The organism is Streptomyces avermitilis MA-4680 = NBRC 14893 (assembly GCF_000009765.2).
GTDB lineage: Bacteria > Actinomycetota > Actinomycetes > Streptomycetales > Streptomycetaceae > Streptomyces > Streptomyces avermitilis.
This window is the reverse complement of the sequence record NC_003155.5, coordinates 6,591,916-6,616,349: the sequence shown is the minus strand read 5'-3', so window position 1 is coordinate 6,616,349 and position 24,434 is coordinate 6,591,916. Positions and strand designations below refer to the sequence as shown.

Genomic DNA, 24,434 nt, shown 5'->3' with positions numbered 1-24,434 from the left:
GTCAGCCCCTCCCGAGGAGCAGTCGGGCCTCGCCGACGGTGATGACGGAGCCGGTGACGAGGACGCCGCCGCCCGCGAACTCGCCCTCTTCCTCGGCGAGTGTGATCGCGGCCTCCAGCGCGTCGTCGAGGCGCGGCTCGACCTGGACGCGGTCCTCGCCGAAGACCTCCACGGCGATCGCGGCCAGCTCGTCGGCGTCCATCGCGCGATGGCTGGAGTTCTGGGTGATCACGACCTCGGCGAAGATCGGCTCGAAGGCCTCGAGCAGCCCCCGGACGTTCTTGTCGCCGCTGGCCCCCACCACTCCGATGAGCCGGCTGAAGTCGAAGGCCTCGCCGACGGCCTCTGCGGTGGCGCGGGCGCCCGCCGGATTGTGGGCCGCGTCCAGGACGACGGTCGGCGAGCGGCGTACGACCTCCAGGCGGCCCGGCGCGGTCACCGCGGCGAAGGCCTTGCGGACCGTGTCGAGGTCGAGCGGCTCGGGCCGCTGGGAGCCGACGCCGAAGAACGCCTCGACGGCGGCGAGCGCGACGGCCGCGTTGTGCGCCTGGTACGGACCGTGCAGCGGCAGGTACACCTCCTCGTACTCGCCGCCGAGGCCACGCAGCGTCAGCAGCTGTCCGCCGACGGCGACCTGACGTGAGACGACCCCGAACTCCAGGCCCTCCCGGGCCACGGTCGCGTCGACCTCCACGGCCTTCTTCAGCAGCACCTGCGCCGCGTCCACCGGCTGCTGGGCCAGGATCACGGTGGCGTCCTGCTTGACGATGCCGGCCTTCTCCGAGGCGATCTCGCCGGGTGTCTCGCCGAGCCGGTCGGTGTGGTCGAGGTCGATGGGCGTGACGACGGCGACGTCACCGTCGATGACGTTGGTGGCGTCCCAGCTGCCGCCCATCCCCACCTCCACGACCGCCACGTCGACGGGCGCGTCCGCGAAGGCCGCGTACGCCATGCCGGTCAGGACCTCGAAGAAGGAGAGCCGGAACTCCTGCTGGCCGTCGACCATCTCGATGTACGGCTTGATGTCGTCGTACGTCTCGATGAAGCGCTCGGCGGAGATCGGGGCGCCGTCGAGGCTGATGCGCTCGGTGACCGACTGGACGTGCGGGCTGGTGTACCGGCCGGTGCGCAGGTCGAAGGCGCCGAGGAGGGCCTCGATCATGCGGGCGGTGGAGGTCTTGCCGTTCGTCCCCGTGATGTGGATCGAGGGGTACGCGCGCTGCGGGTCCCCGAGCACGTCCATCAGGGCGGTGATACGGCTGACGGAGGGCTCCAGTTTGGTCTCGCCCCAGCGGGTGGCGAGCTCGGCCTCGACCTCGCGCAGCGCTTTGTCGGTCTCGGGGTCGGCGGGACGCGCGGGCACGTCGGCCTCCGGCGGGCCGCCCTGGGTGCGCAGGGTGCGGCTGCCGGCCTCGATCACGGCGAGATCGGGGTCGCGATCGGTCTCGGCGTCGACGATCTCTTCGAAGCGGTCACTGTCGTCCGGTGGGAGCTCACTCACGGGGCCAGTCTACGGAGCGGGACCGACACAGGCGCGGGTGGCTGGTGCGGGCCGGGGTGGGTGTCGCCGACGGGCGCCGGAAGAGCGCCGGCAGGCTGCCGCACGCGCCGGCCCTCCCCCGGCCCACGGCCTCGCTCGAGCCGGGCCCCACCACCTCGGCCGCACGGCTGCCCGAGACTGCCCACAACCAGGACGACGCGCGCAGGCCCGGCGGCCGGGACGACGCACACACGCCCCGCAGCCGGAACGACACACAGCCCAGCCGCCCGCCCTCCCCGCCTCACCACCTCGCCCGCGCCAGGCCCCCTCGCCCCGGCCGCACGACTGCCCGCAGCCGCAACGACGCACGGACGCCACCCACAGACCCCGCGGCCGGGACGCCACACACAGACCCCGCAGCCAAGACGACACACGCAGGCCCCGGAACCCAAGGAGTTCCGGGGCCTGCGCTCATGTACACCGGCCGGCTAGGCCTCCGGCATCCGGTCCAGCTGTGCCTGGATGCGGGCGATGTCCTCGTCCGCCTTGGCGAGGCGGCCGCGGATCTTGTCCACGACGTGGTCCGGCGCCTTCGCGAGGAACGCCTCGTTGCCGAGCTTGGCGCCCGCCTGTGCCTTCTCCTTCTCGGCCGCCGCGAGGTCCTTGGCGAGCCGCTTGCGCTCCGCCACGATGTCGATCGTGCCGGACAGGTCCAGCGCGACCGTGGCACCCGCGACCGGCAGGGTCGCCGTGGCCGCGAAGTCCTCGCCCTCCGGCTGGAGACGCAGCAGCTGACGGATGGCCGCCTCGTGCGGGGCGAGCGCCGTATCGTCGAGGGTCAGCCGGGCCGGGACGCGCTGGCCGGGCTGGAGCCCCTGGTCGGCGCGGAACCGGCGGACCTCGGTGATGACCGACTGAAGGGTCTCGATCTCCTTCTCGGCGGCCTGGTCACGGAAGCCCGAGTCAACCGGCCAGTCGGCGATGACGACCGACTCGCCGCCCGTGAGGGTGGTCCACAGCGTCTCGGTGACGAACGGGACGATCGGGTGGAGGAGGCGCAGCGTGACGTCCAGGACCTCACCCAGGACCCGGCCCGACACCTTCGCGGCCTCGCCGCCGCCCATGAACGTCGTCTTGGACAGCTCGACGTACCAGTCGAAGACCTCGTCCCACGCGAAGTGGAACAGGGCGTCCGACAGCTTGGCGAACTGGTAGTCGTCGTAGAGGGCGTCGACCTCGGCGACCGTGGCGTTGAGCCGGGACAGGATCCAGCGGTCGGTGGCCGACTGCTGCTCGACGGGCGGGAGTTCACCCTCGACCGTCGCGCCGTTCATCAGCGCGAAGCGCGTGGCGTTCCAGATCTTGTTGGCGAAGTTGCGCGAGCCCTGGACCCAGTCCTCGCCGATCGGGACGTCGACACCGGGGTTGGCGCCACGGGCCAGCGTGAACCGGAGCGCGTCCGAGCCGTACTTGTCCATCCAGTCCAGCGGATTGACCGCGTTGCCGAAGGACTTCGACATCTTCTTGCCGAACTGGTCGCGGACCATGCCGTGCAGGGCGATGGTGTGGAACGGCGGGGTGCCGTCCATCGCGTACAGGCCGAACATCATCATCCGGGCGACCCAGAAGAAGAGGATGTCGTAGCCGGTGACCAGGACGGAGTTCGGGTAGAACTTCGCGAGGCTCTCGGTCTGTTCGGGCCAGCCGAGGGTCGAGAACGGCCACAGGCCGGAGGAGAACCAGGTGTCGAGGACGTCGGTGTCCTGCGACCAGCCCTCGCCCGTGGGCACCTCGTCGTCGGGGCCGACGCAGACGACCTCGCCGTTCGGCCCGTACCAGACGGGAATGCGGTGGCCCCACCACAGCTGGCGCGAGATGCACCAGTCGTGGAGGTTGTCGACCCAGTCGAAGTACCGCTTCTCCATCTCCTGCGGATGGATCTTGACCTTCCCCTCGCGGACCGCGTCACCGGCGGCCTTGGCGAGCGGGCCGACCTTGACCCACCACTGCATGGACAGGCGCGGCTCGATGGTGGTCTTGCAGCGCGAGCAGTGGCCCACGGAGTGGACGTACGGCCGCTTCTCGGCGACGATCCGGCCCTCGGCGCGCAGCGCGGCGACGATGGCGGAACGGGCCTCCAGGCGGTCCAGCCCCTGGAACGGGCCGGAGACCGTGATGACCGCGTGCTCGTCCATCACGGCGATGTTGGGCAGGTTGTGCCGCTGGCCGATCTCGAAGTCGTTCGGGTCGTGGGCCGGGGTGACCTTGACGGCGCCCGTGCCGAACTCGGGGTCGACGTGGGTGTCGGCGACGACCGGGATGAAACGCTCGGTGAGCGGGAGGCGGATGGTCTTGCCGACGAGGTGCTTGTACCGCTCGTCGTCCGGGTGAACGGCGACGGCCGTGTCACCGAGCATCGTCTCGGCACGGGTGGTGGCGACGACGATCGTGTCGTCCCCCTCCCCGTACTTCATGGAGACGAGCTCGCCGTCGTCGTCCTGGTACTCGACCTCGATGTCCGAGATGGCCGTGAGACAGCGCGGACACCAGTTGATGATGCGCTCGGCGCGGTAGATCAGCTCGTCGTCGTAGAGCTTCTTGAAGATGGTCTGGACGGCCTGCGACAGCCCCTCGTCCATGGTGAAGCGCTCACGCGACCAGGCGACACCGTCACCGAGACGGCGCATCTGACCGGAGATCTGCCCGCCGGACTCGGCCTTCCACTGCCAGACGCGCTCGACGAAGGCCGCACGCCCCAGGTCGTGCCGGGACTTGCCCTCCTTGCCCAGCTCCCGCTCGACGACGTTCTGCGTGGCGATGCCGGCGTGGTCCATGCCGGGCTGCCACAGCGTCTCGTACCCCTGCATGCGCTTGCGGCGGGTGAGGGCGTCGATGAGGGTGTGTTCGAAGGCGTGCCCGAGGTGCAGGCTGCCCGTGACGTTCGGCGGCGGGATGACGACCGTGAAGGGAGGCTTGTCGCTCTTCGCGTCGGCCTCGAAGTAACCGCGCTCTACCCAGCGCTCGTACAGCGTCCCCTCTACATCGGCCGGCGCGTACTGGGTCGGCAGTTCGGGTTCGGACGCTGGTGGCTGCTGCTGAGAGTTCTCGGTCACGGAGCCAGTTTAGGGGTGTCACCGCCCCGTCCCGAAACACGATTCTTTGGTAACGGTAAGCCCCCCGGTGCCCCGGTGCCCCGGTGACTACGCCAGGATGTTCGGACCACATAAATATCTGGAGGGGAACCCAGAAATGAGCTTCAACCAGCCGGGCCCGTACGGCGGGCAGCCTCAGCAGCCCGGGCCGTACGGTCAGCCGGGCCCCTACGGCCAGCCGCCGCAGGCCCCCCAGCCCGGCTACGGTTACCCGCAGCAGGCGCCCCAGCAGCCCGGCTACGGCTACCCCCAGCAGGCTCCGCAGGGTGCCCCGCCGCAGCAGCCCCCGTACGGCCAGCAGCCCGGCTACGGCCAGCAGCCGCCGTACGGCCAGCAGCCTCCCTACGGCGTCCCGCAGCCGCCGGCTCCGGGCGGCGGCAAGAAGAAGACCGGCCTCATCATCGGTGCCGTGGCGGTCGTGGCCGCGGTCGCGGTCGGCGCGTACTTCGTCATCGGGAGCGGCGGAGGCTCGGGCCTCGCGGACGACGGTGCCCACAAGCTGACGACTCCGCAGACGGTGCTCAGCGAGTACAAGCGGGTCGGCAAGGGCGGGGAGAGCTCCAGCAACAGCACCGTGAAGGACCTCGCGGAGAGCGGCGTCAAGAACGGCAAGTCCGTCGTCGGCTTCTACTCGACGGCCGACTTCGGCAACTACGACCCCGAGAACCCCTCGGACACCAGCGACCTGCCCAGCCAGTCCGAGCTCCTGACGGCCAAGGGCGTCACGATGGCGGGCGGCTACGGCACGATCGCGGACCCCAAGGCGGCCCTGGACAAGTTCTTCGCCGCGCTCAAGAAGAACGCCGAGGAGAGCTCCTCCGGCAGCAAGTCCGAGCTGATCGGCTCGCCCGAGTCGGTCGACCTCGACGGTGCGGTCATGAAGTGCCAGTCGGCCAAGAGCACCAACTCGCTCACCAAGAAGGTGTCGACCGACTGGTTCTGCGCCTGGGCCGACTACAGCACGATCGCCATGGTCTCGCCCGGTGACAACACGGGCAGCGTGTCGAAGGACGTCGCGGCGGACATCACCACGAAGCTCCGCGACCAGGTCCGCGTCAAGGCCTGACACCGCACGGCTGCGCGGCCTGACGCGCGGTACGGCTTGAGGCGTCGAAGGGGGGGGGCCAAGGACAGGCTAGACCGGGGGCCCCTTCGTGTGCACGTACGTACCGGCGGCTACGCCGTCTTCTGCTCCCCCGGGCCCCGGCCGCGGGCGTCCCTCGGGATCAGCGTCGGGTTCACGTTCGAGTGGACGACGTCCGCGGTGATGACGACGCGGGCCACGTCCTTGCGGGACGGGACCTCGTACATCACCGACATCAGGACTTCCTCCATGATGGCGCGCAGGCCACGCGCGCCGGTCTGGCGGAGGATCGCCTGGTCGGCGATGGCTTCCAGGGCCTCGCGCTCGAAGTCCAGCTCCACACCGTCGAGTTCGAAGAGGCGCTGGTACTGCTTCACCAGTGCGTTGCGCGGCTCGACGAGGATCTGGAGCAGGGCCTCGCGGTCCAGGTTGTGGACCGAGGTGATGACGGGGAGCCGGCCGATGAACTCGGGGATCATGCCGAACTTGACCAGGTCCTCGGGCATGACGTCCTCGAACTGGTCCTTCGACTCCAGCTCCCGCTTCGAGCGGATCGTCGCGCCGAACCCGATGCCCTTCGCGCCGGCCCGGGACTCGATGAGCTTCTCCAGGCCCGCGAAGGCGCCGCCCACGATGAACAGGACGTTCGTCGTGTCGATCTGGATGAACTCCTGGTGCGGGTGCTTGCGGCCGCCCTGGGGCGGGACCGAGGCCGTCGTGCCCTCGAGGATCTTCAGCAGGGCCTGCTGGACGCCCTCACCGGACACGTCGCGAGTGATCGAGGGGTTCTCACTCTTCCTCGCGACCTTGTCGATCTCGTCGATGTAGATGATGCCGGTCTCGGCCTTTTTGACGTCGTAGTCCGCTGCCTGGATGAGCTTCAGCAGGATGTTCTCGACGTCCTCGCCCACATAGCCCGCCTCCGTGAGCGCCGTCGCATCGGCGATGGCGAACGGAACGTTGAGCATGCGGGCCAGGGTCTGGGCGAGGAGCGTCTTGCCGGAACCCGTGGGGCCGAGCAGCAGGATGTTGGACTTCGCCAGCTCGATCGCGTCCTCGCGGCTCTGGCCGCCGCCGTTCTCACCGGCCTGGACCCGCTTGTAGTGGTTGTACACCGCGACCGAGAGAGCCTTCTTCGCGGCCTCCTGGCCCACGACGTACCCCTCGAGGAACTCGTAGATCTCGCGGGGCTTGGGAAGTTCCTCCCAGCGCACCTCGCTCGTTTCCGCGAGTTCTTCCTCGATGATCTCGTTGCAGAGATCGATGCACTCGTCGCAGATGTACACACCGGGGCCTGCGATGAGCTTCTTGACCTGCTTCTGGCTCTTGCCACAGAACGAGCACTTGAGCAGATCGCCGCCGTCACCGATGCGTGCCACGGTGTGCTTCCCCTTCGCCTGGGAGACGCCTAGGTCCAGCGGCTCCTGGTGCTGCCTTATGTCCGACGGTACCTTGCCGGGCCCCCCGTTCGGGCCCCCCTTGGCACGGTTCACTTTGACGTGCACCGTGCCAAGGAGCGGCAGACGATACAGCGCCGCGTCACGCGACCGCCGAGTTGTTCATCTTCCGGGTGGAGATGATCTGGTCGATCAGGCCGTACGCCAGCGCGTCCTCGGCCGTGAGGATCTTGTCGCGCTCGATGTCCTCGCGGATCTTCTCGATCGGCGTGGTCGAGTGCTTGGCCAGCATGTCCTCGAGCTGCGAACGCATCCGGAGGATCTCGTTCGCCGCGATCTCGAGGTCGGAGACCTGGCCGCGGCCGGTCTCGCTGTAGGGCTGGTGGATCAGCACGCGCGCGTTCGGCAGCGCCATGCGCTTGCCCGGCGTACCGGCGGCCAGCAGGATCGCGGCGGCGGAGGCCGCCTGGCCCATGCAGACCGTCTGGATGTCGGGCTTCACGAACTGCATCGTGTCGTAGATGGCCGTGAGCGCCGTGAAGGAGCCGCCGGGGCTGTTGATGTAGACCGAGATGTCACGGTCGGGGTCCATCGACTCCAGGCACAGCAGCTGCGCCATGACGTCGTTGGCGGAGGCGTCGTCGATCTGCACGCCGAGGAAGATCACGCGCTCCTCGAAGAGCTTCGCGTACGGGTCGTACTCGCGCACACCCTGCGAGGTGCGCTCGACGAAGCGCGGGATGACGTAGCGGGACTCCGCGCGGGCGCCGGTGTACTCGGCCTGCGTGCGGGCGTGGAGGCCGCTGCCGGGGTAGTCGTTCACTGGATGTCTCCTGAGACCTGAAAGGGGCTTAGGCGGTCGACTGGGGGGCTTGAGGGGCTTGTCTACGTGGTCGCGCGCCGGCTTGTGCCACCGCGCGCCGCGTACGCCGGTTACGCCGCCCCGGTGCCGCCGCCGCCCGGCATGCCGGCAGCGGTGGGCATGATGTCGTCGATGAGGCCGTACTCCTTGGCCTCGACCGGGTCGAACCAGCGGTCGCGGTCCGAGTCACGGGTGACCTGCTCGACCGTCTGGCCGGTGTGGAAGGCGGTCAGCTCCGCCATCCGCTTCTTGGTGTGGAGCAGCCGCTCGGCGTGGATCTTGATGTCCGACGCGGAACCGGCGAGGCCGGCCGAGGGCTGGTGGATCAGGATCTCGGCGTTCGGCAGCGCGAAGCGCTTGCCGGGGGTGCCCGCGCTGAGCAGGAACTGGCCCATCGAGGCCGCCATGCCCATGGCGATCGTCACCACGTCGTTCTTGATGTACTGCATGGTGTCGTAGATCGCCATGCCGGCCGTGATCGATCCGCCGGGGCTGTTGATGTAGAGGTAGATGTCCTTGTCCGGGTCGGAGGCAAGGAGCAGCAGCTGCGCCGTGATCTTGTTGGCGATGTCGTCGTCGACCGCCTGGCCGAGGAAGATGATCCGCTCGCCGAGCAGCCGGTTGTAGACCTGGTCGCCGAGGCCACCACCGATAGGGTCGCCGGCAGCTGTGGGCATCAGATTCGTCACGTATCCACCTGCTCGTCTTACGACGGCGCCGGGCCGTCTCACGTCTTCTGCTGGGGGCGTGGGACCCCGGTGCAACACCGCTCGGGGCGGCTTCGGGGACTCCCCTGCCCTCGTATTCATGGACCCTAACGCGCAGGCAGGCGGAGGCCATCCCGCTTCCACGACTGTTCGCTGTGAGCGCATGCGCGTGCGCTGCGCTGCGTTGGGGGGTGGGTGCGCTCGGGTGGGCGGGGCGGGTGCGCTCGGGTGGGCGGGGGTGGGTGCGCTCCGGTAGGCGGGGCGGGTGTGCTCCGGTGGGGGTGCCTGCGTGATCCCCGGCACGGGGGGTCCGCCCGGAGGGCCTGGTGGGGCTCCGCCCGGGAGCCGGGAGGCCCCGCCCGGGAGCCGGGGTCCCAGGCCGGGACCGAGGCCCGGCTCCGGGGGCCGGGGTCGGGCCCGGGGGCCGAGGACCCAGGCCCGGGTCCGGGGTCTCAGGCCCGCGGTCCGGGGTTTCAGGCCCGGGAGCCAGGGGCTCAGGGCCCGGTCCGGGGGTCCGGCTCCGGGAGTCAGGGGACCAGGCCCGGCTCCGCAAGCTGGGGTCCCAGGCCCGGGGACCGAGGCCCCGGTCCGGGGCCCAGCTCCGGGAGTCAGGGGACCAGGCCTGGCTCCGCAAGCCGGGCTCCCAGGCCCGGGGACCGAGGGGGTCCGGGGGCCCGGCTCCGGGAGTCAGGGCCGAGGCCTGGCTCTGCAAGCCGGGCTCCCAGGCCCAGGATCCGGGGGCCCGGGGCCTGGGTCCGGGGCCCGGGGCCCGGCTCCGGCAGTCAGGCGACCAGGCCCGGGGACCGAGGGGGTCCGGGGGCCCGGCTCCGCAAGCCGGAGTCCCAGGCCCGGGGACCGAGGCCCCGATGCGGGGGCCAGGGCTCAGGCCCCGGGAGCCAGGGGCCCAGGCCCCGGTCCGGGGCCCTGCTCCGGGAGTCAGGGGACCAGGGCCGGCGGCCGGCTCGAGCATCGGGCGGGGGCGGTTCGGCGCCGTCGGGCGGCGGCGTACGGGCCGATCGTCGCCCCGGCGGGGAAGAGGCGGCCTGCGGGCCTCGGCGACCACGGGCGTCTTCTGCCCGCAGCGTGCGGCGACGGGCCGCGGGCTCGTGGCCGCACCGGCGGGCAGCCACGAGTACCGGGCCGTTCGACGCGTCCGGCGACAGGCCCCCCAGGCCTGCCGGCCCAGACGGCAACAGGCCCGTCGGCTCGGTCCGCGGCGGGCCCCGGGGCGGCCGCGGACCGAGCCGACGGGCCCGCACGAGGCCTCCGGCAAGACGGCGCACACGGCACCGGGCCCCGGGGCGCGTGATGCGTCCCGGGGCCCGGTGTGTGACTGGTGGTGCGCCTGAGGGTTACGCCTCGGGCTTGTCCTCGGTGGACTCCTCGGCAGCCTCGGCGGCCTCGGTCGTCTCCGGGGTGGACTCGGTCTCGTCCTCGTCGTCCAGGTCGACGATCTCGCCGTTGGTGTCCTTCACCGTGGCGGCCTCGACCACGACGGCCAGCGCCTTGCCGCGGGCGACCTCGCCGACCAGCATCGGGACCTGGCCACCCTCGACGACCGCCTGGGCGAACTGGTCGGGGGACATGCCGGAGGAAGCCGCACGCCGCATGAGGTGCTCGGTGAGCTCCTCCTGGTTGACGTTGAGCTTCTCCTTGTTGACGAGCTCGTCGAGGACGAACTGCGTCTTGATGCCCTTGACCGCCGCTTCCTTGGTCTCGGCGTCGAACTCCTCGACCGTCTTGCCCTGGATCTCGAGGTACTTCTCGAGGTCGAGGCCCATCTGGCCGAGCTGGTGGTGCTCCAGGTTGTGCTTGCGGGTGTTGATCTCGTCCTCGAGCAGCTTCTCGGGGACGGGCACCTCGGCGAGCTCCAGCAGCTTCTCCAGGACGCGCTCCTGGGCCTGCGTGGCCTGGTCGTACTGCTTCATGTTCTCGAGGCGCTTGCGGCTGTCCGCCTTCAGCTCCTCCAGGGTGTCGAACTCGGACGCGAGCTGCGCGAAGTCGTCGTCCAGCTCGGGCAGTTCGCGCGCGGCGACCTGGCTGACCTTGACGGTGACCTCGGCCTCCTTGCCGGCCGCCGAGCCACCCTTGAGCTCGGAGGTGAAGGTGGTCTCGCCACCGGCCTCCAGGCCCTTCACGGCGTCGTCGATGCCGTCCAGCAGCTCGCCGGAGCCGATGGTGTAGGAGACACCCTCGGCGACGCCGTCCTCGAGGACCTCGCCGTCGACCTTGGCCTCCAGGTCGAGCGTCACGACGTCGCCGTCCTCGGCGGCGCGCTCGACCGGGGAGGTCGACGCGAAGCGCTCACGCAGCTCGGTGACGGCCTTCTCGACGTCCTCGTCGCTGACCTCGACCGCGTCGACCTCGACCTCGATGCCGGAGTAGTCCGGGATCTCGATGGTCGGGCGGACGTCGACCTCGGCGGTGAAGTTCAGCGTCTCGCCGTCCTTCAGCTCCGTGATGTCGACCTCGGGCTGGCCCAGCGGGTTCAGCTCGGCCTCGTTGACCGCCTCGGTGTAGAACTTCGGGAGCGCGTCGTTGACGGCCTCCTCCAGCACGGCACCGCGGCCGAACCGCTGGTCGATGACGCGGGCCGGGATCTTGCCCTTACGGAAGCCCTTCACCGTGACCTGCTGGTTGATCTTCTTGTACGCCGCGTCGAGGCTGTCCTTGAGCTCCTCGAAGGGCACCTCAACAGTGAGCCGAACCCGAGTCGGGTTCAGGGTCTCCACGGCGCTCTTCACGGTTCGGTCTCCTTGTGGCTGACTTCTTGGGGGGTTCTACTGCTTGGTTCTGCCGAGTCGGCAGTGCCTCAGCGGATTCGCGGGCCCTTGAGAGACATAAGAATGCAGACACGGGCGCGCAACCTGCATAGTAACCGCAGGCGGTACACGCCCCAAAAGGTGATCTTGCCGGTGGACCGGCACGATGGTCGGGGTGGCGGGATTTGAACCCACGGCCTTCCGCTCCCAAAGCGGACGCGCTACCAAGCTGCGCCACACCCCGTCTGGTGCGACACGTAGGGTACATGCCCGCAGGCAGTGCGGCTGCCGCATTTCGCGGGCTCCGGCGCGCGGCGGGAAAGGGGTGTGCGACAGGGCCGCACGACCCGCTACGATGCCTTCAGTGCCGCGGTCACTGACCTGCGGCGCGACCTGTGCGGGCGTAGCTCAATGGTAGAGCCCTAGTCTTCCAAACTAGCTACGCGGGTTCGATTCCCGTCGCCCGCTCCATTCGCCTCAGGCCCGGCGAGGGATCCATTCCCTCGCCGGGCCTGAGGCGTTTCGGAAGCCTTCCGGGCCGCGGCACGGCGGCTGCGCAGGTGGAGGCGCAGGGCGAAGGCCGCGTCCGTGGAGTGTCAGCCGGCCGCTGGTGTCGTACCGCAACGGAGTACAACGAGCGGAACCCGTGCACGACGCACGCGATGCACGGGACACACGGGACATGCGGGGCGTCCGGGGGTATACAGGTCGCCCGGGGGTATACAGCGCGTCGACGACCGGGATCACCGGGCATGGCGTGACTCGGCACAGCGCGGCGCGGCGGCGTCCGCGTACCGCTCGCGGACGACCCGGGCCGCCGACCCCGGCGACTCCCTCCGCGCGCCCGCTCAGAAGCTGATCGAGTTGATCGTCTCCGCTATCGAGTCGAGGAACCGGTTGATGGACGGAGCCATGCCGGTCGAGGCGAGGAAGAAGCCGAAGAGGACCGCCACGATCGCGGGGCCCGCCTTGATCGATCCCCCTCGGATCAACACCACCAGGATGATCGCCAACAGCAGTACCACTGACAGCGAAATGGCCACAACTGATCACACCCTCGGTCGGTCCGCACTCCCGGCCCGGGGGCGCCAACTCAGCACACCCCCGCCAGAACCATCGTGCCACCAACCGGCCCTCCATATGCGGCCGGTGAGGCATCGTCGACCACTTCAGTCCCGGGAGCCCGCCCGGAGGCCCGCAGGCCCGCACCCTCGACGAACGCGCGACGGCGGCCCGACAGCGGGGCGAGGGCGCCGAACAGGACTGCCCCGCACAGCAATTCGAGAGTGCACCCGACAGGAAATTCAAAGTGATCGTTTCCATGTCCACACAACTTGTCCGCAGACAATTCGAATGAGGTAATCAGCCGGACATTTCACCAGAGTCGCCTGCGGACGCTATGCACCATTTAGTACGGATGAATGCGGACACAACACCCGCCCGGGGTAGGCCAATCGACGCGCATACCTGCGGATCGGTGTGAGCTAGAGCACGTACCCACCGATGTCGACTTCCTCAAATCCGGGGTATGCGCAGGCGAAAGCAGGATTCACATCGAGGGTTTTACGAAATCCCATAGACAACGCTAGGGTGCCTCAGATGTTCACCGCTGCCTCGTCCCCCGCATGCGCAGCGAGGTCCCGGACCGTCCCGCCGAGTTCCCGGTGGGAGGCTCTGTGACGAACTCGCTACGACCGCACGGCCAGCACGGAGCGCCGCTCCCCCCGGCACAGCCGCCGGTGGACGGAGTGCCGAGTCCTCGTGCCCCGCAGAACTCGTCGTCCTCGCAGATTTCACAGACCTCACGGGGTGCCTCACAGGCCGCCTCCCCCGAGAGCAAACCGGTCAAACAACGCGACGCGTTCTTTGACAACGCCAAGTACCTGGCCATCGTGTTCGTCGCGATGGGGCACGCCTGGGAGCCGCTGACCGACCACAGCCGCGCCGCCGAGGCGCTGTACATGGTCGTCTACACCTTCCACATGCCGGCCTTCATCCTCATATCCGGCTATTTCTCACGTAGTTTCGACATGCGGCCGGACCGGCTCAAGCGGCTGGTGACCGGCGTCGCCGTGCCCTACGTGCTCTTCGAGGTGGCGTACTCCCTCTTCAAGCGCTGGGCCGACAACGACCCGGGGCATCCGATCAGCCTGCTCGACCCCTGGTATCTGACCTGGTTCCTGGTCGCGTTGTTCGTGTGGCGGCTGACCACCCCGCTGTGGAAGGTCGTGCGCTGGCCGGTGCCGCTCGCACTGGCCATCGCGGTCCTCGCCTCCGTCTCACCCGACATCGGCGACGACCTGGACCTTCAGCGGGTGCTTCAGTTCCTGCCGTTCTTCGTCGTGGGCCTGTTCATGAAGCCCGAGCACTTCCAGCTGCTGCGCCGCCGTGAGGTGCGCGTCCTGTCGGTGCCCGTCTTCGCGATCGCGCTGGCGGTGGCGTACTGGGCGGGTCCGCGCATGAACTCGGCCTGGTTCTACCACCGGGACAGCGCGCAGGAGCTGGGCGCGCCCTGGTGGGCCGGTGTCGTGATGACGCTCGCGCTCTTCGGCTGCTCGCTGGTGGTCACCAGCTGCTTCTTCGCCTGGGTGCCGCGCCGCAAGATGTGGTTCACGGCGCTCGGCGCGGGCACGCTGTACGGCTATCTGCTGCACGGCTTCATCGCCAAGGGCTCCCGGTTCTGGGACTGGTACGACGCCGCGTGGTTGCAGACGCCGTACGGCGAGGTCATCGCGACCGTGTTCGCGGCCACGCTGATCACCGTGCTGTGCACGCCTCCGGTGCAGCGGATCTTCCGGTTCGCGATGGAGCCGAAGATGGAGTGGGCGTTCAAGCGGGACGCGACAGAGATCGCGCGGGAGCGGGCCAAGGCCTAGTACCGGTACCCGCACCTGCACCTGTGCTTGTACTTGTACTTGTGCTTGTGCTTGTGCTTGTACTTATGAGTCGTGCGTCGGTGGCCGGGGTCCTCAACGGACCCCGGCCACCTTGCTGTCACGCGCCTTTCAGGTGCCGCATCAGCCGTTCGAAGTCCTGCCAGCCCGACAGGTCCGACGGGTCGCCCGGCAGCGGGTAGTACAGGGCCGGGCGGGTCTTCGGGCCGAGTTGGACGGGCGGCTGCGCCAGGGGGGTGCGGCGGGCACGGTCGCCGGGCATCGCGCGGACCTCCTCGGCGCCGAGTGCGAACGCCAGCGGGACGCCGGGGCCCTCGAAGCGCGGCGGCACGGACAGGTCGCGGCGGGCCTTGCGGATCTGGACGAGCATCGACTGGAGGTCGTGCCGGGTCGCGAGGGTCTCCGCGACCTTCGGCAGGGCGTCCACCGGCGGCTCCTCGCCGGGGCCGTAGCCGAACGCCAGTGTGACGTCCTCCTCCACACCGCCCGTCGTACGGCTGACGCGGACCGTCGCGAGCCCCGGCCGCTCCGGGCTGCCGACGACCACCAGCCAGGTGGGCGCGGGCGACCGCTCGAAGGCCACGTCCGTCAACTGCCGCAGGGACCAGGGGAGGTTGGCGGGTTCCTCGGTGCCCCAGCCGGCCGGCGGTTCACCGGTGATGCCGCGCCATACGGACTCCAGGGCACCGCCGAGCACGAGGCGGTCGTCGGCCGGGTGGATCGTGCGGAAGGAGATGGCCAGTTGGCGCTCTCCCGTGTCGCCTTCCTCCGCGAGGCCCTTCTTGAAGGCGTCGGCGACCGGGGTGTGCGGGTCCTGCGGGGTGGCGTCGGGCGACTCGACCGTGGCGAACAGGCCGTTCGTCCACTGGAGCACGGCGCCCGACAGACCGTCGTAGTAGCCGTCCTTCTCGTCCTGCACGACCCACCGCGAGGGCCAGCCCGGCAGGCTGTTGCGGACGGCGGGGGAGAGGCGGGTGCCCGCGGGGGTGACGATCTGGAGGCCGAGCTCGGCGTTGGCGGCGGCGCGCAGCGCGTCCGAGAGCCAGGCCGTCATGGCGACGACCGGGCGGTCCTGGATGACGACGGCGACCTTGTCGGTCAGGACGTCCACGGCGGGCTGCGCGGCGGCCGGCGTCGGCGCGGCGCGCACCCCGTCCGCCTTCACCACGGCCAGCGAGCCCGCGGCCTGCGGTGGCCAGGCGGTGCCCCCGACCAGGGAGGCGAGCCGCGCCGCGAACGTTCCGGCGAGTTGCTCGGCCTCCTTGACGCCGGTGGTGGCGCGGGCCTCGGTCCACCAGTACGGCACCTCGGGCTCCGTCGCGCCGAGCAGCCGCTGGGCCTCGCCCCTGACCTGCACGAGCAGCGGCGCCTCCACGGAGACCAGGGGGCGCCCCTCCTCGTCGCAGAGCTGGACGACCGCGCCTTCGCCCTCGGCGCCCACCAGCTTGTCGGGGCCGCCGGAGAGCAGGCCCGCGAGCACGCTCAGCGGGTCGGGCATCTTCTTCGTGAGGGCGATGACGTCCTTGGTCATGAGGTGGGCCGGTCCTTCGCGTCGCTCGGCTTGGGTGTCGTACGGCATACGGCTGGCGGCGTACGGCTGGCTCGGGTGTCGTACGCCTCTGCTGTCCGGGACGCCTCGTGCGCCCCGGACGGTTTCCCCTCCGGATCACCCGGCCGCGTACACCGTCTGGATCAGCCGGTTCGGTTCGCCCCTGCGGACCAGCACCCCGCGGCCCGAGGGCTGCTGGGTGGCGTACACGCCGGGGAAGAGCTGGCCCTCGCTGCGGTCGCCCGCCATCACCAGCGCCGAGGCGCCCGACTCGCGCAGGCCCTGGAGCAGCGGCTCGTACAGGCCGCGCGCGGCGCCCGCGACACGGCGGGTGAGGACGAAGTGGAGGCCGATGTCGACGGCGGAGGGGATGTACGGGATGAACGGGGCGAGCGGCTGCTGGCCCGCGGTCGTCAGGACGTCGTAGTCGTCGACGAGGATCACGATGCGCGGGCCCGAACCCCAGCTGCCCGGTTCCAGGTCCTCGCTGTCGGCGCTCTCGTCCGGCAGCCGCTTCTCCAGTTCGGTGGCGATACCCGCCGAAAGGCCCGCGCACAGCTTGGAGTTGTACGCGTACCCGCCCCGGTACTCCTCGGGGATCGCCCCGCGCAGACCGCGCCGCGGGTCCATCACCGCGAAGACCAGCTCGTCCTCGCTGTAGCGCTCGATGAGCCCGTCCGCGATCACCTTGAGCAGGTTGGTCTTGCCGCACTCGCTGTCACCCATGATCACCAGGTGCTGGTCGTGCGCGAACAGGTCGAGCAGGACCGGCGCGAGCTGGGTCTGGTCGAGGCCGATGGGCACCCGGCGCGGTTCGGCGGCCGGACCGGGCAGCAGCTGTGGTTCCAGGATGTGCGGCAACACCCTTACGGGCTGGGCGACTTCGCCGGTCCAGGTGGCGCGGACGGTGCGGGCGGTGCGCTCCAGGACCGCGCCGAGGTCCGCCTTGTCGGGGAGGCCGTCGGTGCGCGGCAGGGCGACCTGCGCGAACAGCTTGCCGTCGGTGAGGATGCGGCCCTTCTCCTCCGGCGCGAGGGTCTCGGCGAGCTTGCGGTCGATGCTGGACTCGCTGGGGTCGTTCAGGCGCAGCTCGACACGGGTGCCGAACTGGGACTGGGTGGCGATGCGCACATCGTTCCAGCGGAGCATGCCGGCGACGACGTGGATGCCGTAGCCGCCGCCGCGCTTGAGGATGTCGACGACGGCGTCGTCCAGCTCCTCGAAGTCGTCGCGCAGCGCGCCGAAGCCGTCGATGAGCAGCACGATCTCGGTGGAGGCGAGTTCGGGCAGGCGGCCCGCCGCGCGCAGGTCGCGCAGTTGCTCCAGCGAGTCGATGTTGTGGACGCGGAAGAGTTCCTCGCGCTGGTTGAGCATGCCGCGTACGGAGTCGATGGTGCGTCCGGCGCGCTCCCGGTCGGCGCGGCCGGCGACCCCGCCGACGTGCGGCAGCCCGGAGAGGGCCTGGAGGCCGCCGCCGACCAGGTCGAGGCCGTAGATGCCGACTTCTTGCGGGGTGTGCGTCAGCGAGAGGGAGAGCGCCAGGGTCCGCAGGAGGGTCGTCTTGCCGGACTGGGGGCCGCCGATGACCGCCGCGTGGCCGCCCGCGACCGTGAGGTCCAGGTACCACTGGCCCTGCCACTGCTTGGTCGGGTCGTCCAGGACGCCGAGCGGCACCTGGAGCGGGCCGCGGCGCTTGGCGAGCTGCATGCCGCGGGCCCCGACGTCGAGCGGGCCCGCGACCTTGTCGAGGGCGATGGCGTCGGGCAGCGGGGGCAGCCAGATCTGGCGTACGGGCGCGGTGTCCGCGTTCTCGATCTGCTCGACGAGGACGCCCATCTCGGTCGGCCCGGTCTCCCGACGCCGCATCTTCGGCTCGTCGGGTCCCGAACTCTGGGACTCGCCGAGGGTGTTGAAGGCCTGGTACTCGAGCGCGAGCGGTCCGGTGTCCTCGGTCTCGCGCTGCACGGGGCCCCGGTAGCCGCCGGAGACGTAGCTGGCCTTGAAGCGCTCGTAGTGGCTGGTGTCGACCTTGAGGTAGCCGAAGCCGGGCAGCGGCGGCAGGTGGAAGGCGTCCGTGGTGTCCAGGACCGTACGCGACTCGTCGGCGGAGAACGTCCGCAGACCGAGCCGGTAGGAGAGGTAGGTGTCCAGGCCCTTGAGCTTGCCGCCCTCGATGCGCTGGCTGGACAGCAGCAGGTGGACGCCGATGGACCGGCCGATGCGGCCGATGGACAGGAACAGGTCGATGAAGTCGGGCTTGGCGGTGAGGAGTTCGCCGAACTCGTCGATGACCACGAAGAGGTGCGGCAGCGGGTCCAGGTCGGGGCGCTTCTCGGCGCGCAGGGCGGCGTAGTGGCCGATGTCGGCGACGTTGCCCGCGTCCTTGAGGACCTGCTGGCGGCGCTTGACCTCGCCGGCCAGTGACGCGTGCACACGCTCCACCAGACCGGCCTGGTTCTCCAGGTTGGTGATGACGCCGGCGACGTGCGGGAGGTCCGCGAAGGGGGCGAAGGTGGCGCCGCCCTTGTAGTCGACGAGGACGAGGGCGAGGTCCTCCGGCGGATGCGTGGCGACCAGGGCGAGGACGAGGGTGCGCAGGAGTTCGGACTTGCCGGAGCCGGTGGCGCCGACGCACAGGCCGTGCGGGCCCATGCCCAGCTCGGAGGACTCCTTCAGGTCCAGGAGTACCGGCTCGCGGGAGTCGCTGATGCCGATCGGGACGCGGAGGAACGCTCTTTCGCCGCGCGGCGCCCACAGCTGGTCGAGTTCGAGATGGGCGACGTCGTCGATGCCGAGCAGTTCGGCGAAGTCGACCGGGCCGGTCAGCGGCGCGTCGACCATCGACTCGGCGGACAGCCGCATCGGGGCGAGCATCCGGGCCAGGCCCTCGGCGAACGGGACGCTGACCTCGTCGACGGTGCCGTGCGCACCGATCGGCTCGGCCTCCCGCAGGTCCTCGATGACGATGCGGTCGCCGTCGACGGTGATCCGGACCCCGACGCTGCCGGGCTCCTGCACCCGCTGGTCGAGCAGGTGCAGCACCGTGACACCCATGTCGCGCAGGCCGACCGCGTCGTCGGGTCGTGGCAGGTCGACGGCGTCCTCGCCGTGCCCGTCGGTGACGACGAGCAGCCGCGAGGACATCGAGAGGGCGTCCTTGCCGGACAGGCCGCGGCGTACCTCGGCCGCGAAGGAGGCGCGTCGGCGCAGCTCCGGGCCGATCTGGCGGGCGAGTTGAGGCGTGGAGGGGGCGATGCGCCGGGCGGCGACCGGCCCGTCGAACTGCTCGGTGTCGAGGAGGTGGGGCAGCCACTTGGCCCACTCCCAGTCGGCCAGCCGGTCCCCCGGCACGGCGAGCGCCATGGCGACGTCGTCGGGGGCGTGCGTGGCGGCGGCCTGGACGAGCAGGGCGCGGGCGACGCGCAGGGTGTCCTCGCGGGGGCCGATGACGCTGATGTTGCCGACGCGGTCGAGCGGGACGGTGAGCGGGAGTTCGGTGCCGGTGCTGAAGCGGGACATCAGCGCGGACGCCTCGTTCAACATGAACTGGTCGGGCGGGGTGAGGACGGAGGACCCCTGCTGGGCGACCTTGAGGTCGCGTACGGGCATTTCGCCGGTGCCGACGCGGACGCGCAGGAAGTCGCCGTCCACCCGGCGGCGCTCCCACAGCCGCGCCGGGTCGCGCACTATGTCGTACAGCGCGTCCGGCGGCGGATTGAGGACCCCGGCGCGTTCCCGGCGCTCCCGCTCCTCCTTGGACAGTTCCTCGCGCAGGTCCTCCAGGTAGGCGAGATAGGCCTCGCGCTGGGTTCGGCGCGTGCGCTGGGCCTTGCCGCGCTGGGAGAAGACCAGGGCCATGGAACCGACGATCGTGACGACGAGGATGATCGCGCCGAGCCCCGCGAACTGGCTGTTGCGTACGACGGTCATCATCACGACGGACGACATGACGCCGGCGACGGGCAGCAGCGAGGTCGCGATGCTGCCGGACTTGCCCTCGGGCAGGTTGGGCGGCGCCTCGATGGTGCGCGGCTCGGACGCGGCGGCGGGACGGGTGGTCCGGGCCGGGCGGTGGATCAGTCGGGTGCTCATCTTCCTTCTCCTCCCCCTGAATCAGCGGCGCTGCTGGGAGAGCTCGAAGACCTGGGCCGCCAGGCGGGTGGCCGCCAGGCGGGTGGGCTGCGCGAGGAGTTCCGTGCGGATCACGCCCCCGGCCGCCAGATGCCGGTCGTACGGCAGGAGCTGGACGCTCGCGCCGGTCGCCCTCAGTTTCTCGGCGGCCTTGTCGAGGTCGAGTCCGGAGTGCGGCACCGTCTCGGTCAGCACGACGACGGTCCCGGCGATGACATGCCGGGGCAGCCCGCGCATCCACTCCAGGACGGCGTACGTACTGGAGACGCCCTCCAGCGTCGCGGGCACCGCCAGCACCCGCGCCTGCGAGGCGGACAACGCGACGCGGGCGACCTCGGCGGGCAGCGTCTCGCAGTCCACGACGGTCACGCCGAAGTAGCGGCGCAGCGACACCATGACCTTCTCGTACGACCTGAGGTCGAGCATCGCGCCGATCTGCCCCTGGCTGCCCGGCAACAGCCAGGCGTTGTCGGGGAGTTGGACGAGGTAGCCGGTGACGTCGAGCAGTGACATCTGCGGTTCGACGATGCCGGCGACGTCCCCGGTGGTCCAGCGCAGCGTCTCGGCGCCGAGCCGGAGCGGCAGTGTGCCGAGCGCGGGGTCGGCCTCGACGAGGAGGACGGGGTCGTGCCGGTAGTGCGCGTACGTGGTGCCGAGCAGCGCCGCGATGGTGGACTTGCCGGCGCCGCCGCGGATCGAGGTGACGGCGATCTGCCGTCCCGTGGTCACCGCCTGCTGAAGGACCTCGGCGGTGGCGGTGGTCTCGGCGACCTCGCGGGCGGCGGAGGAGGAGACGGTACGGCGTACGGCGCGCACGGCACGGGTGGCGAAGGGCTCGCCGTGCCGGGGCTTGAGGCCGGCCCCGGCGAGGGTCTTGTCCACGACGGGGCGGGAGTCGGGGGTGCGGGCGGGACGTGCGCCGGGGAGGTGGGCGGCGGACCGGGCTTGCGGCTGCGGGGCGTGCGGCTGCTGGGCCGTGTACGCCTGTTGGGCCTGGGCCTGGGCCTCGGCGGGTGCGGAGGGCTGGTGGGTGCGCCGGGTACGGGGTGAGCTCCGTGGCCGCCCTGACCCTGGTGCGGGCACGCCGGGTACCTTGTGGCGGGGTCGCCCTGCGGCGGCCGCGGAGCCCCCGCGGCAGGCGTGCCCTGCGCCTGTGCGGCCGGCCCCTGCGCGCTCTGCTGCCGCGCGGCACCGCCCTTCAGATCGCGCAGCACATCGCTCTGCCAGTTGTCGCCGTTCGGCATGTCGCCCTTCTCTCCTGCTCTCTCCTGCGTTGTTTCCCCTGCGGCGCGGCCCCGCCACCGCAGCGCCCGTGTGCCGACTCACCGCGTGTGCCGGTGTGCCGACGTCGACTCAGAACTTGTTGAGCAGTTGCCCGTAGATACCGAAGACGCCGACGGCCAGCGGGAAGAGCCCGATGACGCCGATGGACTCGATCAGGTCGGCGCTCCGCCGGAGCCGGACCTGTACGTGCTCGGGCGGCTGCACGGCGAGCACGAGCAACGGCAGCACCGAGGCGGCGCACAGCACGATGAGCGGCGCGGCACCGCCGTCGTGGTCCAGCCACACCATGACCAGGCGTACGCCGAGGAGGGCCGCGGCGGCGAACAGCGCCACCACCTCGGCGACCAGCGGGAACGCCCGGGCCCGCGACAGCAGCACCACCGCGGTCAGCGAGGCGAGGGTCACGGTCCACACGGTCGGCGTCCCGGCGGTGGTCACCAGCCAGCCCCCGGCGGCGGCCGAGGCGGCGGTCGCGATGGTGGCGAGGGCGAGCCCGCGGTGCGTGGCGGCCAGGGCGTTGCCCACCTGGTGGCGGCTGACGGAGACGCCCCCGGAGCGGCGGTCGTCGAGGCCGGTGAGCCCGGACGCCATCAGCGCGAACCGGGGCAGCAGCCCGAGCAGCACCACGGAGAAGACGGCCATCACGGCGCCGAGCCGGGCCGGCTGGTCCTGTACCGCGGCGACGGCTTCCCAGACGATCGCGATGACGGCGGTCCCTCCGGCGCCGATGAGTCCGCCGCGGCCCAGCGGCGAGAAGAACGCGAGCAGGACGAGCGTGAGCACCAGCGCCGCCACGACGGCGGCGAGGCGGGCCGTGCCCGGCCAGTGGTACGCGTCGGCCGCGGTCCACGCGGTGAGCAGCCCGAGTCCGCCGCAGGCGAGCAGCAGGGCGGTGGCGAGGCCTCGGTTGCCGTCCCCGATCCTGGCGACGAGAGCGCCGGTCACCAGGAACAGAAGCGTGGCGGCGACCAGGCCTCCGGTGAGGGACTCCAGGGCGAACTCGCGGCGGGCGAGTACGGCCGCGAGCACCGCGAAGGCGACGGTCGCCACCCCGGCGCTCGCCCGGCGCGCGGAAGGGCGCCAGCGCCAGGCCCGCAGGTCGAGGTCGTCGGCCACCTGGTCGGTCACGTCGTGCACGACCGGGGCGGGCGGCGCGGAGTGGGCGCGTACGAGCTGGAGTACCGCGCCGTCGGCGACCTCGGCCGAGGACAGCGTGGCGTCGTGCGGCAGCACCGAGCCGTCGGAGGTGATCAGCTGTCGGGTCATGGGGCGCGCGGCGGCCCGGTCGTCGAGCAACTGGAGGATGTCGGGAAGCAGTTGACCGATCGGGGTGTCCGACGGCAGGACGATGTCGGCTCGCCGTCGCTCGCCGACCAGGGTCACTCGGCTCAGCTGGGCCCGGGAAGTCGTTGCAGTGCTCACCACTTACGGGAACCTATCATCGCGAAGTTTCGGGAACGGGCCTTCCATGACGCGTTCATGCCCGCTCGTGCGGCCTCGTTCACTTCTTCTCCGAACCCTGTGTCGGGGTCCCGCCCGAGGCCTTGGGTGTGGCGCTCTGCCCCGACGGGTTGTACAGCTGCTCCTGCTGCTGTTGCTGTTTCTTCTGCTCGGCCTTCTGCTTCGCCAGGGTGGCCTGGAGGAAGGACCAGCCGATGCATCCGGCGCACAGGACGGCGGCGATCGCGATCCCGGCGAACACCTTGCCGAACCGCTCGTCCACCGTGCGGCGGCCGCGCTGCGCGCCGAACAGCAGCGCGTCGCGCATCCGCCGCCGGCGCACCGCCACCGACTCCAGCAGCTGGCTGTCGTAGTCCCGTGCCATCAGTCGTCCCGGTCCTTCAGTGGTCGCACGTCCAGTGGTCGCACGTCTTCGTCCGCCCGCCGTCAGTCCTCGGCGCCGAGGCCGAGATACGCGCGCATGGCGGCGTACTTGAGGGTGAGCCGCTCGGCGGTCGGGCCGTCGAGTACGGCGAGCCGCCGCGGGTCGGCGTTGTGCGCGAGGTCCGCCGCCTTGACGAGCCGGGCCCCGGGGGTGGCGAGGATGCGCCGGGCGTACGCCTCGGGATCCTCCCCCGCGCGCTTGGTCACGGCCCGGACGACGTCCTTCGTGCGCTGCGACAGGGCCGCGTCCGCCAGCCACCGCTCGCTGAGCACGCCGTCCTCCACGGAGTCGTGCAGCCAGGCGGCGGCGACGAGTTCGTCCGCTCCGCCGCGAGCCCGTACTCCCTCGGCGACGGCCTGCAGATGCTCCGCGTACGGCCGTCCGGCCTTGTCCTTCTGCGCGGCATGCGCGGTGCGCGCGACGGCCTCGACCTCCGCCAAGGCCATGAGCCGCGGCTGCGCCTGTGCTCGCCCTTCCTGCGGCATAAAGCAGGCTCCCCCTAACTTTGCCTCTGCAACATAAGGCATGCATGAGCGGGCAGTACACCCCAGGTACGGGTGCTACGACTGGGTCAGACCCTGCGCGATCATGAAGCAGATCCACAGGACCGGGACGAGTGCCACGTAGGCGAGGCCCCGCCGGTGCACCGGCTCACCGGGGTCGACCTGCGGGCCGTGCTGCCCGGGCTGCGGGGGCTGGAGCTTCGTCACCTTGCCGCGGGCGATGAGGTTCCAGACGAGCGTGAACGGCGTGAACAGGAACAGCGAGAACGGGCTCCACCAGCCCTGCCACAGGGTCTGGGTGGTCATGGCCCGCTGGACGCCCAGCCCGCAGGTCGCGCACATCGGCCCGGACAGCTTCTGGAACGACATCAGGATCAACAGGCCCCGATGGGCCCGGAAGGTGACGTCGACGGCGGGCGCACCTCCACAGAACTTGCACGAAAGGTACGCACCGGGCCCGTACGGGGCGCCCCACTGGGGGCCGGCCTGCGGAGGTACGGCGCCGTACCCGGGGGCGCCGTACCCGGGGGCCTGCGGGTGACCGCCCTGTAGGGCATAGGGGTTGGCCTGCGGCTGGGCGTAGGGATTGGCCTGCGGGTGCGGCTGCTGGTGCGGGTTGGGTGCCGGCGGCGTGGTCATGGTGCTTGTCCCCCGTGGAGTCTGCAATGTTTCTGATCACCTGAGCGGATATGTGTACCGCGCGGAGCGCGCCGACACCAACTCAGGGCCCTCGGCCTCAGCGAC

General features: G+C 70.8%; 16 protein-coding genes and 2 tRNA genes. 3 read left to right on the top strand and 15 right to left on the bottom strand.

Going from position 1 to position 24,434, the window contains the following annotated elements; translation table 11 throughout:
* Position 1: 1 nt before the first annotated feature.
* Both folC and SAVERM_RS28145 read right to left on the bottom strand, forming a co-directional pair.
* Positions 2 to 1,501: a bifunctional tetrahydrofolate synthase/dihydrofolate synthase gene (gene folC / locus SAVERM_RS28150; protein WP_037645350.1), complete on the bottom strand. Its 1,500-nt coding sequence runs from the start codon at positions 1,499 to 1,501 to the stop codon at positions 2 to 4.
* A 467-nt stretch (positions 1,502 to 1,968) separates the two neighbouring features.
* The gene (locus SAVERM_RS28145; RefSeq protein ID WP_010986853.1) at positions 1,969 to 4,593 is read right to left on the bottom strand and encodes a valine--tRNA ligase; all 2,625 of its coding nucleotides are present in this window, start codon (positions 4,591 to 4,593) and stop codon (positions 1,969 to 1,971) included.
* Positions 4,594 to 4,729: 136 nt separating this feature from the next.
* On the opposite strand from SAVERM_RS28145, the gene SAVERM_RS28140 reads away from it, so the two are divergent.
* Entirely contained in the window at positions 4,730 to 5,698 is a 969-nt protein-coding gene (locus SAVERM_RS28140) for a hypothetical protein (protein WP_010986852.1), read from the top strand.
* 110 nt (positions 5,699 to 5,808) lie between these two features.
* Here the strand turns inward: SAVERM_RS28140 and clpX are convergent, their stop codons facing one another.
* From clpX to SAVERM_RS28115, 5 genes are all read right to left on the bottom strand, one after another.
* Positions 5,809 to 7,095: an ATP-dependent Clp protease ATP-binding subunit ClpX gene (gene clpX / locus SAVERM_RS28135; protein ID WP_010986851.1), complete on the bottom strand. Its 1,287-nt coding sequence runs from the start codon at positions 7,093 to 7,095 to the stop codon at positions 5,809 to 5,811.
* A 160-nt stretch (positions 7,096 to 7,255) separates the two neighbouring features.
* A complete protein-coding gene (locus SAVERM_RS28130; protein WP_010986850.1) occupies positions 7,256 to 7,936 on the bottom strand; it encodes an ATP-dependent Clp protease proteolytic subunit in 681 nt (226 codons plus the stop codon).
* A gap of 110 nt (positions 7,937 to 8,046) precedes the next feature.
* Complete coding sequence (locus SAVERM_RS28125) at positions 8,047 to 8,652, bottom strand: ATP-dependent Clp protease proteolytic subunit (RefSeq protein ID WP_037645347.1); 606 nt, start codon at positions 8,650 to 8,652, stop codon at positions 8,047 to 8,049.
* A gap of 1,382 nt (positions 8,653 to 10,034) precedes the next feature.
* A complete protein-coding gene (gene tig / locus SAVERM_RS28120; protein ID WP_010986848.1) occupies positions 10,035 to 11,426 on the bottom strand; it encodes a trigger factor in 1,392 nt (463 codons plus the stop codon).
* Positions 11,427 to 11,611: 185 nt separating this feature from the next.
* Positions 11,612 to 11,688: transfer RNA gene (locus SAVERM_RS28115), tRNA-Pro, on the bottom strand.
* Between the two features lie 153 nt (positions 11,689 to 11,841).
* Here SAVERM_RS28115 and SAVERM_RS28110 point away from each other — a divergent pair.
* Positions 11,842 to 11,915: transfer RNA gene (locus SAVERM_RS28110), tRNA-Gly, on the top strand.
* Between the two features lie 377 nt (positions 11,916 to 12,292).
* Here SAVERM_RS28110 and SAVERM_RS28105 read toward each other — a convergent pair.
* Positions 12,293 to 12,487 (bottom strand): hypothetical protein, encoded by a 195-nt coding sequence (locus SAVERM_RS28105; protein WP_010986847.1) that lies wholly within the window; start codon positions 12,485 to 12,487, stop codon positions 12,293 to 12,295.
* 633 nt (positions 12,488 to 13,120) lie between these two features.
* Between SAVERM_RS28105 and SAVERM_RS28100 the strand changes: the two genes are divergently transcribed.
* Positions 13,121 to 14,320, top strand: coding sequence for an acyltransferase family protein (locus tag SAVERM_RS28100; RefSeq protein ID WP_037645682.1), 1,200 nt, complete (start codon positions 13,121 to 13,123; stop codon positions 14,318 to 14,320).
* 118 nt (positions 14,321 to 14,438) lie between these two features.
* Here SAVERM_RS28100 and SAVERM_RS28095 read toward each other — a convergent pair whose 3' ends face one another.
* The 7 genes from SAVERM_RS28095 to SAVERM_RS40475 form a co-directional block, all read right to left on the bottom strand.
* Positions 14,439 to 15,869 carry a DUF6177 family protein gene (locus tag SAVERM_RS28095; RefSeq protein WP_010986845.1) on the bottom strand — a complete coding sequence of 477 codons (1,431 nt, stop codon included), beginning with the start codon at positions 15,867 to 15,869 and terminating at the stop codon, positions 14,439 to 14,441.
* Positions 15,870 to 16,004: 135 nt separating this feature from the next.
* Entirely contained in the window at positions 16,005 to 19,979 is a 3,975-nt protein-coding gene (locus SAVERM_RS28090; protein WP_010986844.1) for a type VII secretion protein EccC, read from the bottom strand.
* A 21-nt stretch (positions 19,980 to 20,000) separates the two neighbouring features.
* A complete protein-coding gene (locus SAVERM_RS28085; protein ID WP_010986843.1) occupies positions 20,001 to 21,101 on the bottom strand; it encodes a MinD/ParA family ATP-binding protein in 1,101 nt (366 codons plus the stop codon).
* A gap of 270 nt (positions 21,102 to 21,371) precedes the next feature.
* Entirely contained in the window at positions 21,372 to 22,727 is a 1,356-nt protein-coding gene (gene eccD, locus SAVERM_RS28080) for a type VII secretion integral membrane protein EccD (protein WP_010986842.1), read from the bottom strand.
* A 76-nt stretch (positions 22,728 to 22,803) separates the two neighbouring features.
* Positions 22,804 to 23,127, bottom strand: coding sequence for a hypothetical protein (locus SAVERM_RS28075; RefSeq protein WP_037645340.1), 324 nt, complete (start codon positions 23,125 to 23,127; stop codon positions 22,804 to 22,806).
* A gap of 62 nt (positions 23,128 to 23,189) precedes the next feature.
* Positions 23,190 to 23,633 carry an HD domain-containing protein gene (locus tag SAVERM_RS28070; RefSeq protein WP_037645332.1) on the bottom strand — a complete coding sequence of 148 codons (444 nt, stop codon included), beginning with the start codon at positions 23,631 to 23,633 and terminating at the stop codon, positions 23,190 to 23,192.
* A 114-nt stretch (positions 23,634 to 23,747) separates the two neighbouring features.
* A complete protein-coding gene (locus SAVERM_RS40475; protein WP_052082292.1) occupies positions 23,748 to 24,329 on the bottom strand; it encodes a hypothetical protein in 582 nt (193 codons plus the stop codon).
* Between the last annotated feature and the right edge of the window lie 105 nt (positions 24,330 to 24,434).

What these genes read in the sequence shown, in the direction of transcription:
- SAVERM_RS28140 (WP_010986852.1), top strand. Translation starts at nt 4,730, where the DNA reads ATGAGCTTCAACCAGCCGGGCCCGTACGGCGGGCAGCCTCAGCAGCCC.
- SAVERM_RS28125 (WP_037645347.1), bottom strand. Translation starts at nt 8,652, where the DNA reads ATGCCCACAGCTGCCGGCGACCCTATCGGTGGTGGCCTCGGCGACCAG.
- SAVERM_RS28095 (WP_010986845.1), bottom strand. Translation starts at nt 15,869, where the DNA reads ATGACCAAGGACGTCATCGCCCTCACGAAGAAGATGCCCGACCCGCTG.
- SAVERM_RS28090 (WP_010986844.1), bottom strand. Translation starts at nt 19,979, where the DNA reads ATGAGCACCCGACTGATCCACCGCCCGGCCCGGACCACCCGTCCCGCC.
- SAVERM_RS28075 (WP_037645340.1), bottom strand. Translation starts at nt 23,127, where the DNA reads ATGGCACGGGACTACGACAGCCAGCTGCTGGAGTCGGTGGCGGTGCGC.
- SAVERM_RS28070 (WP_037645332.1), bottom strand. Translation starts at nt 23,633, where the DNA reads ATGGCCTTGGCGGAGGTCGAGGCCGTCGCGCGCACCGCGCATGCCGCG.
- SAVERM_RS40475 (WP_052082292.1), bottom strand. Translation starts at nt 24,329, where the DNA reads ATGACCACGCCGCCGGCACCCAACCCGCACCAGCAGCCGCACCCGCAG.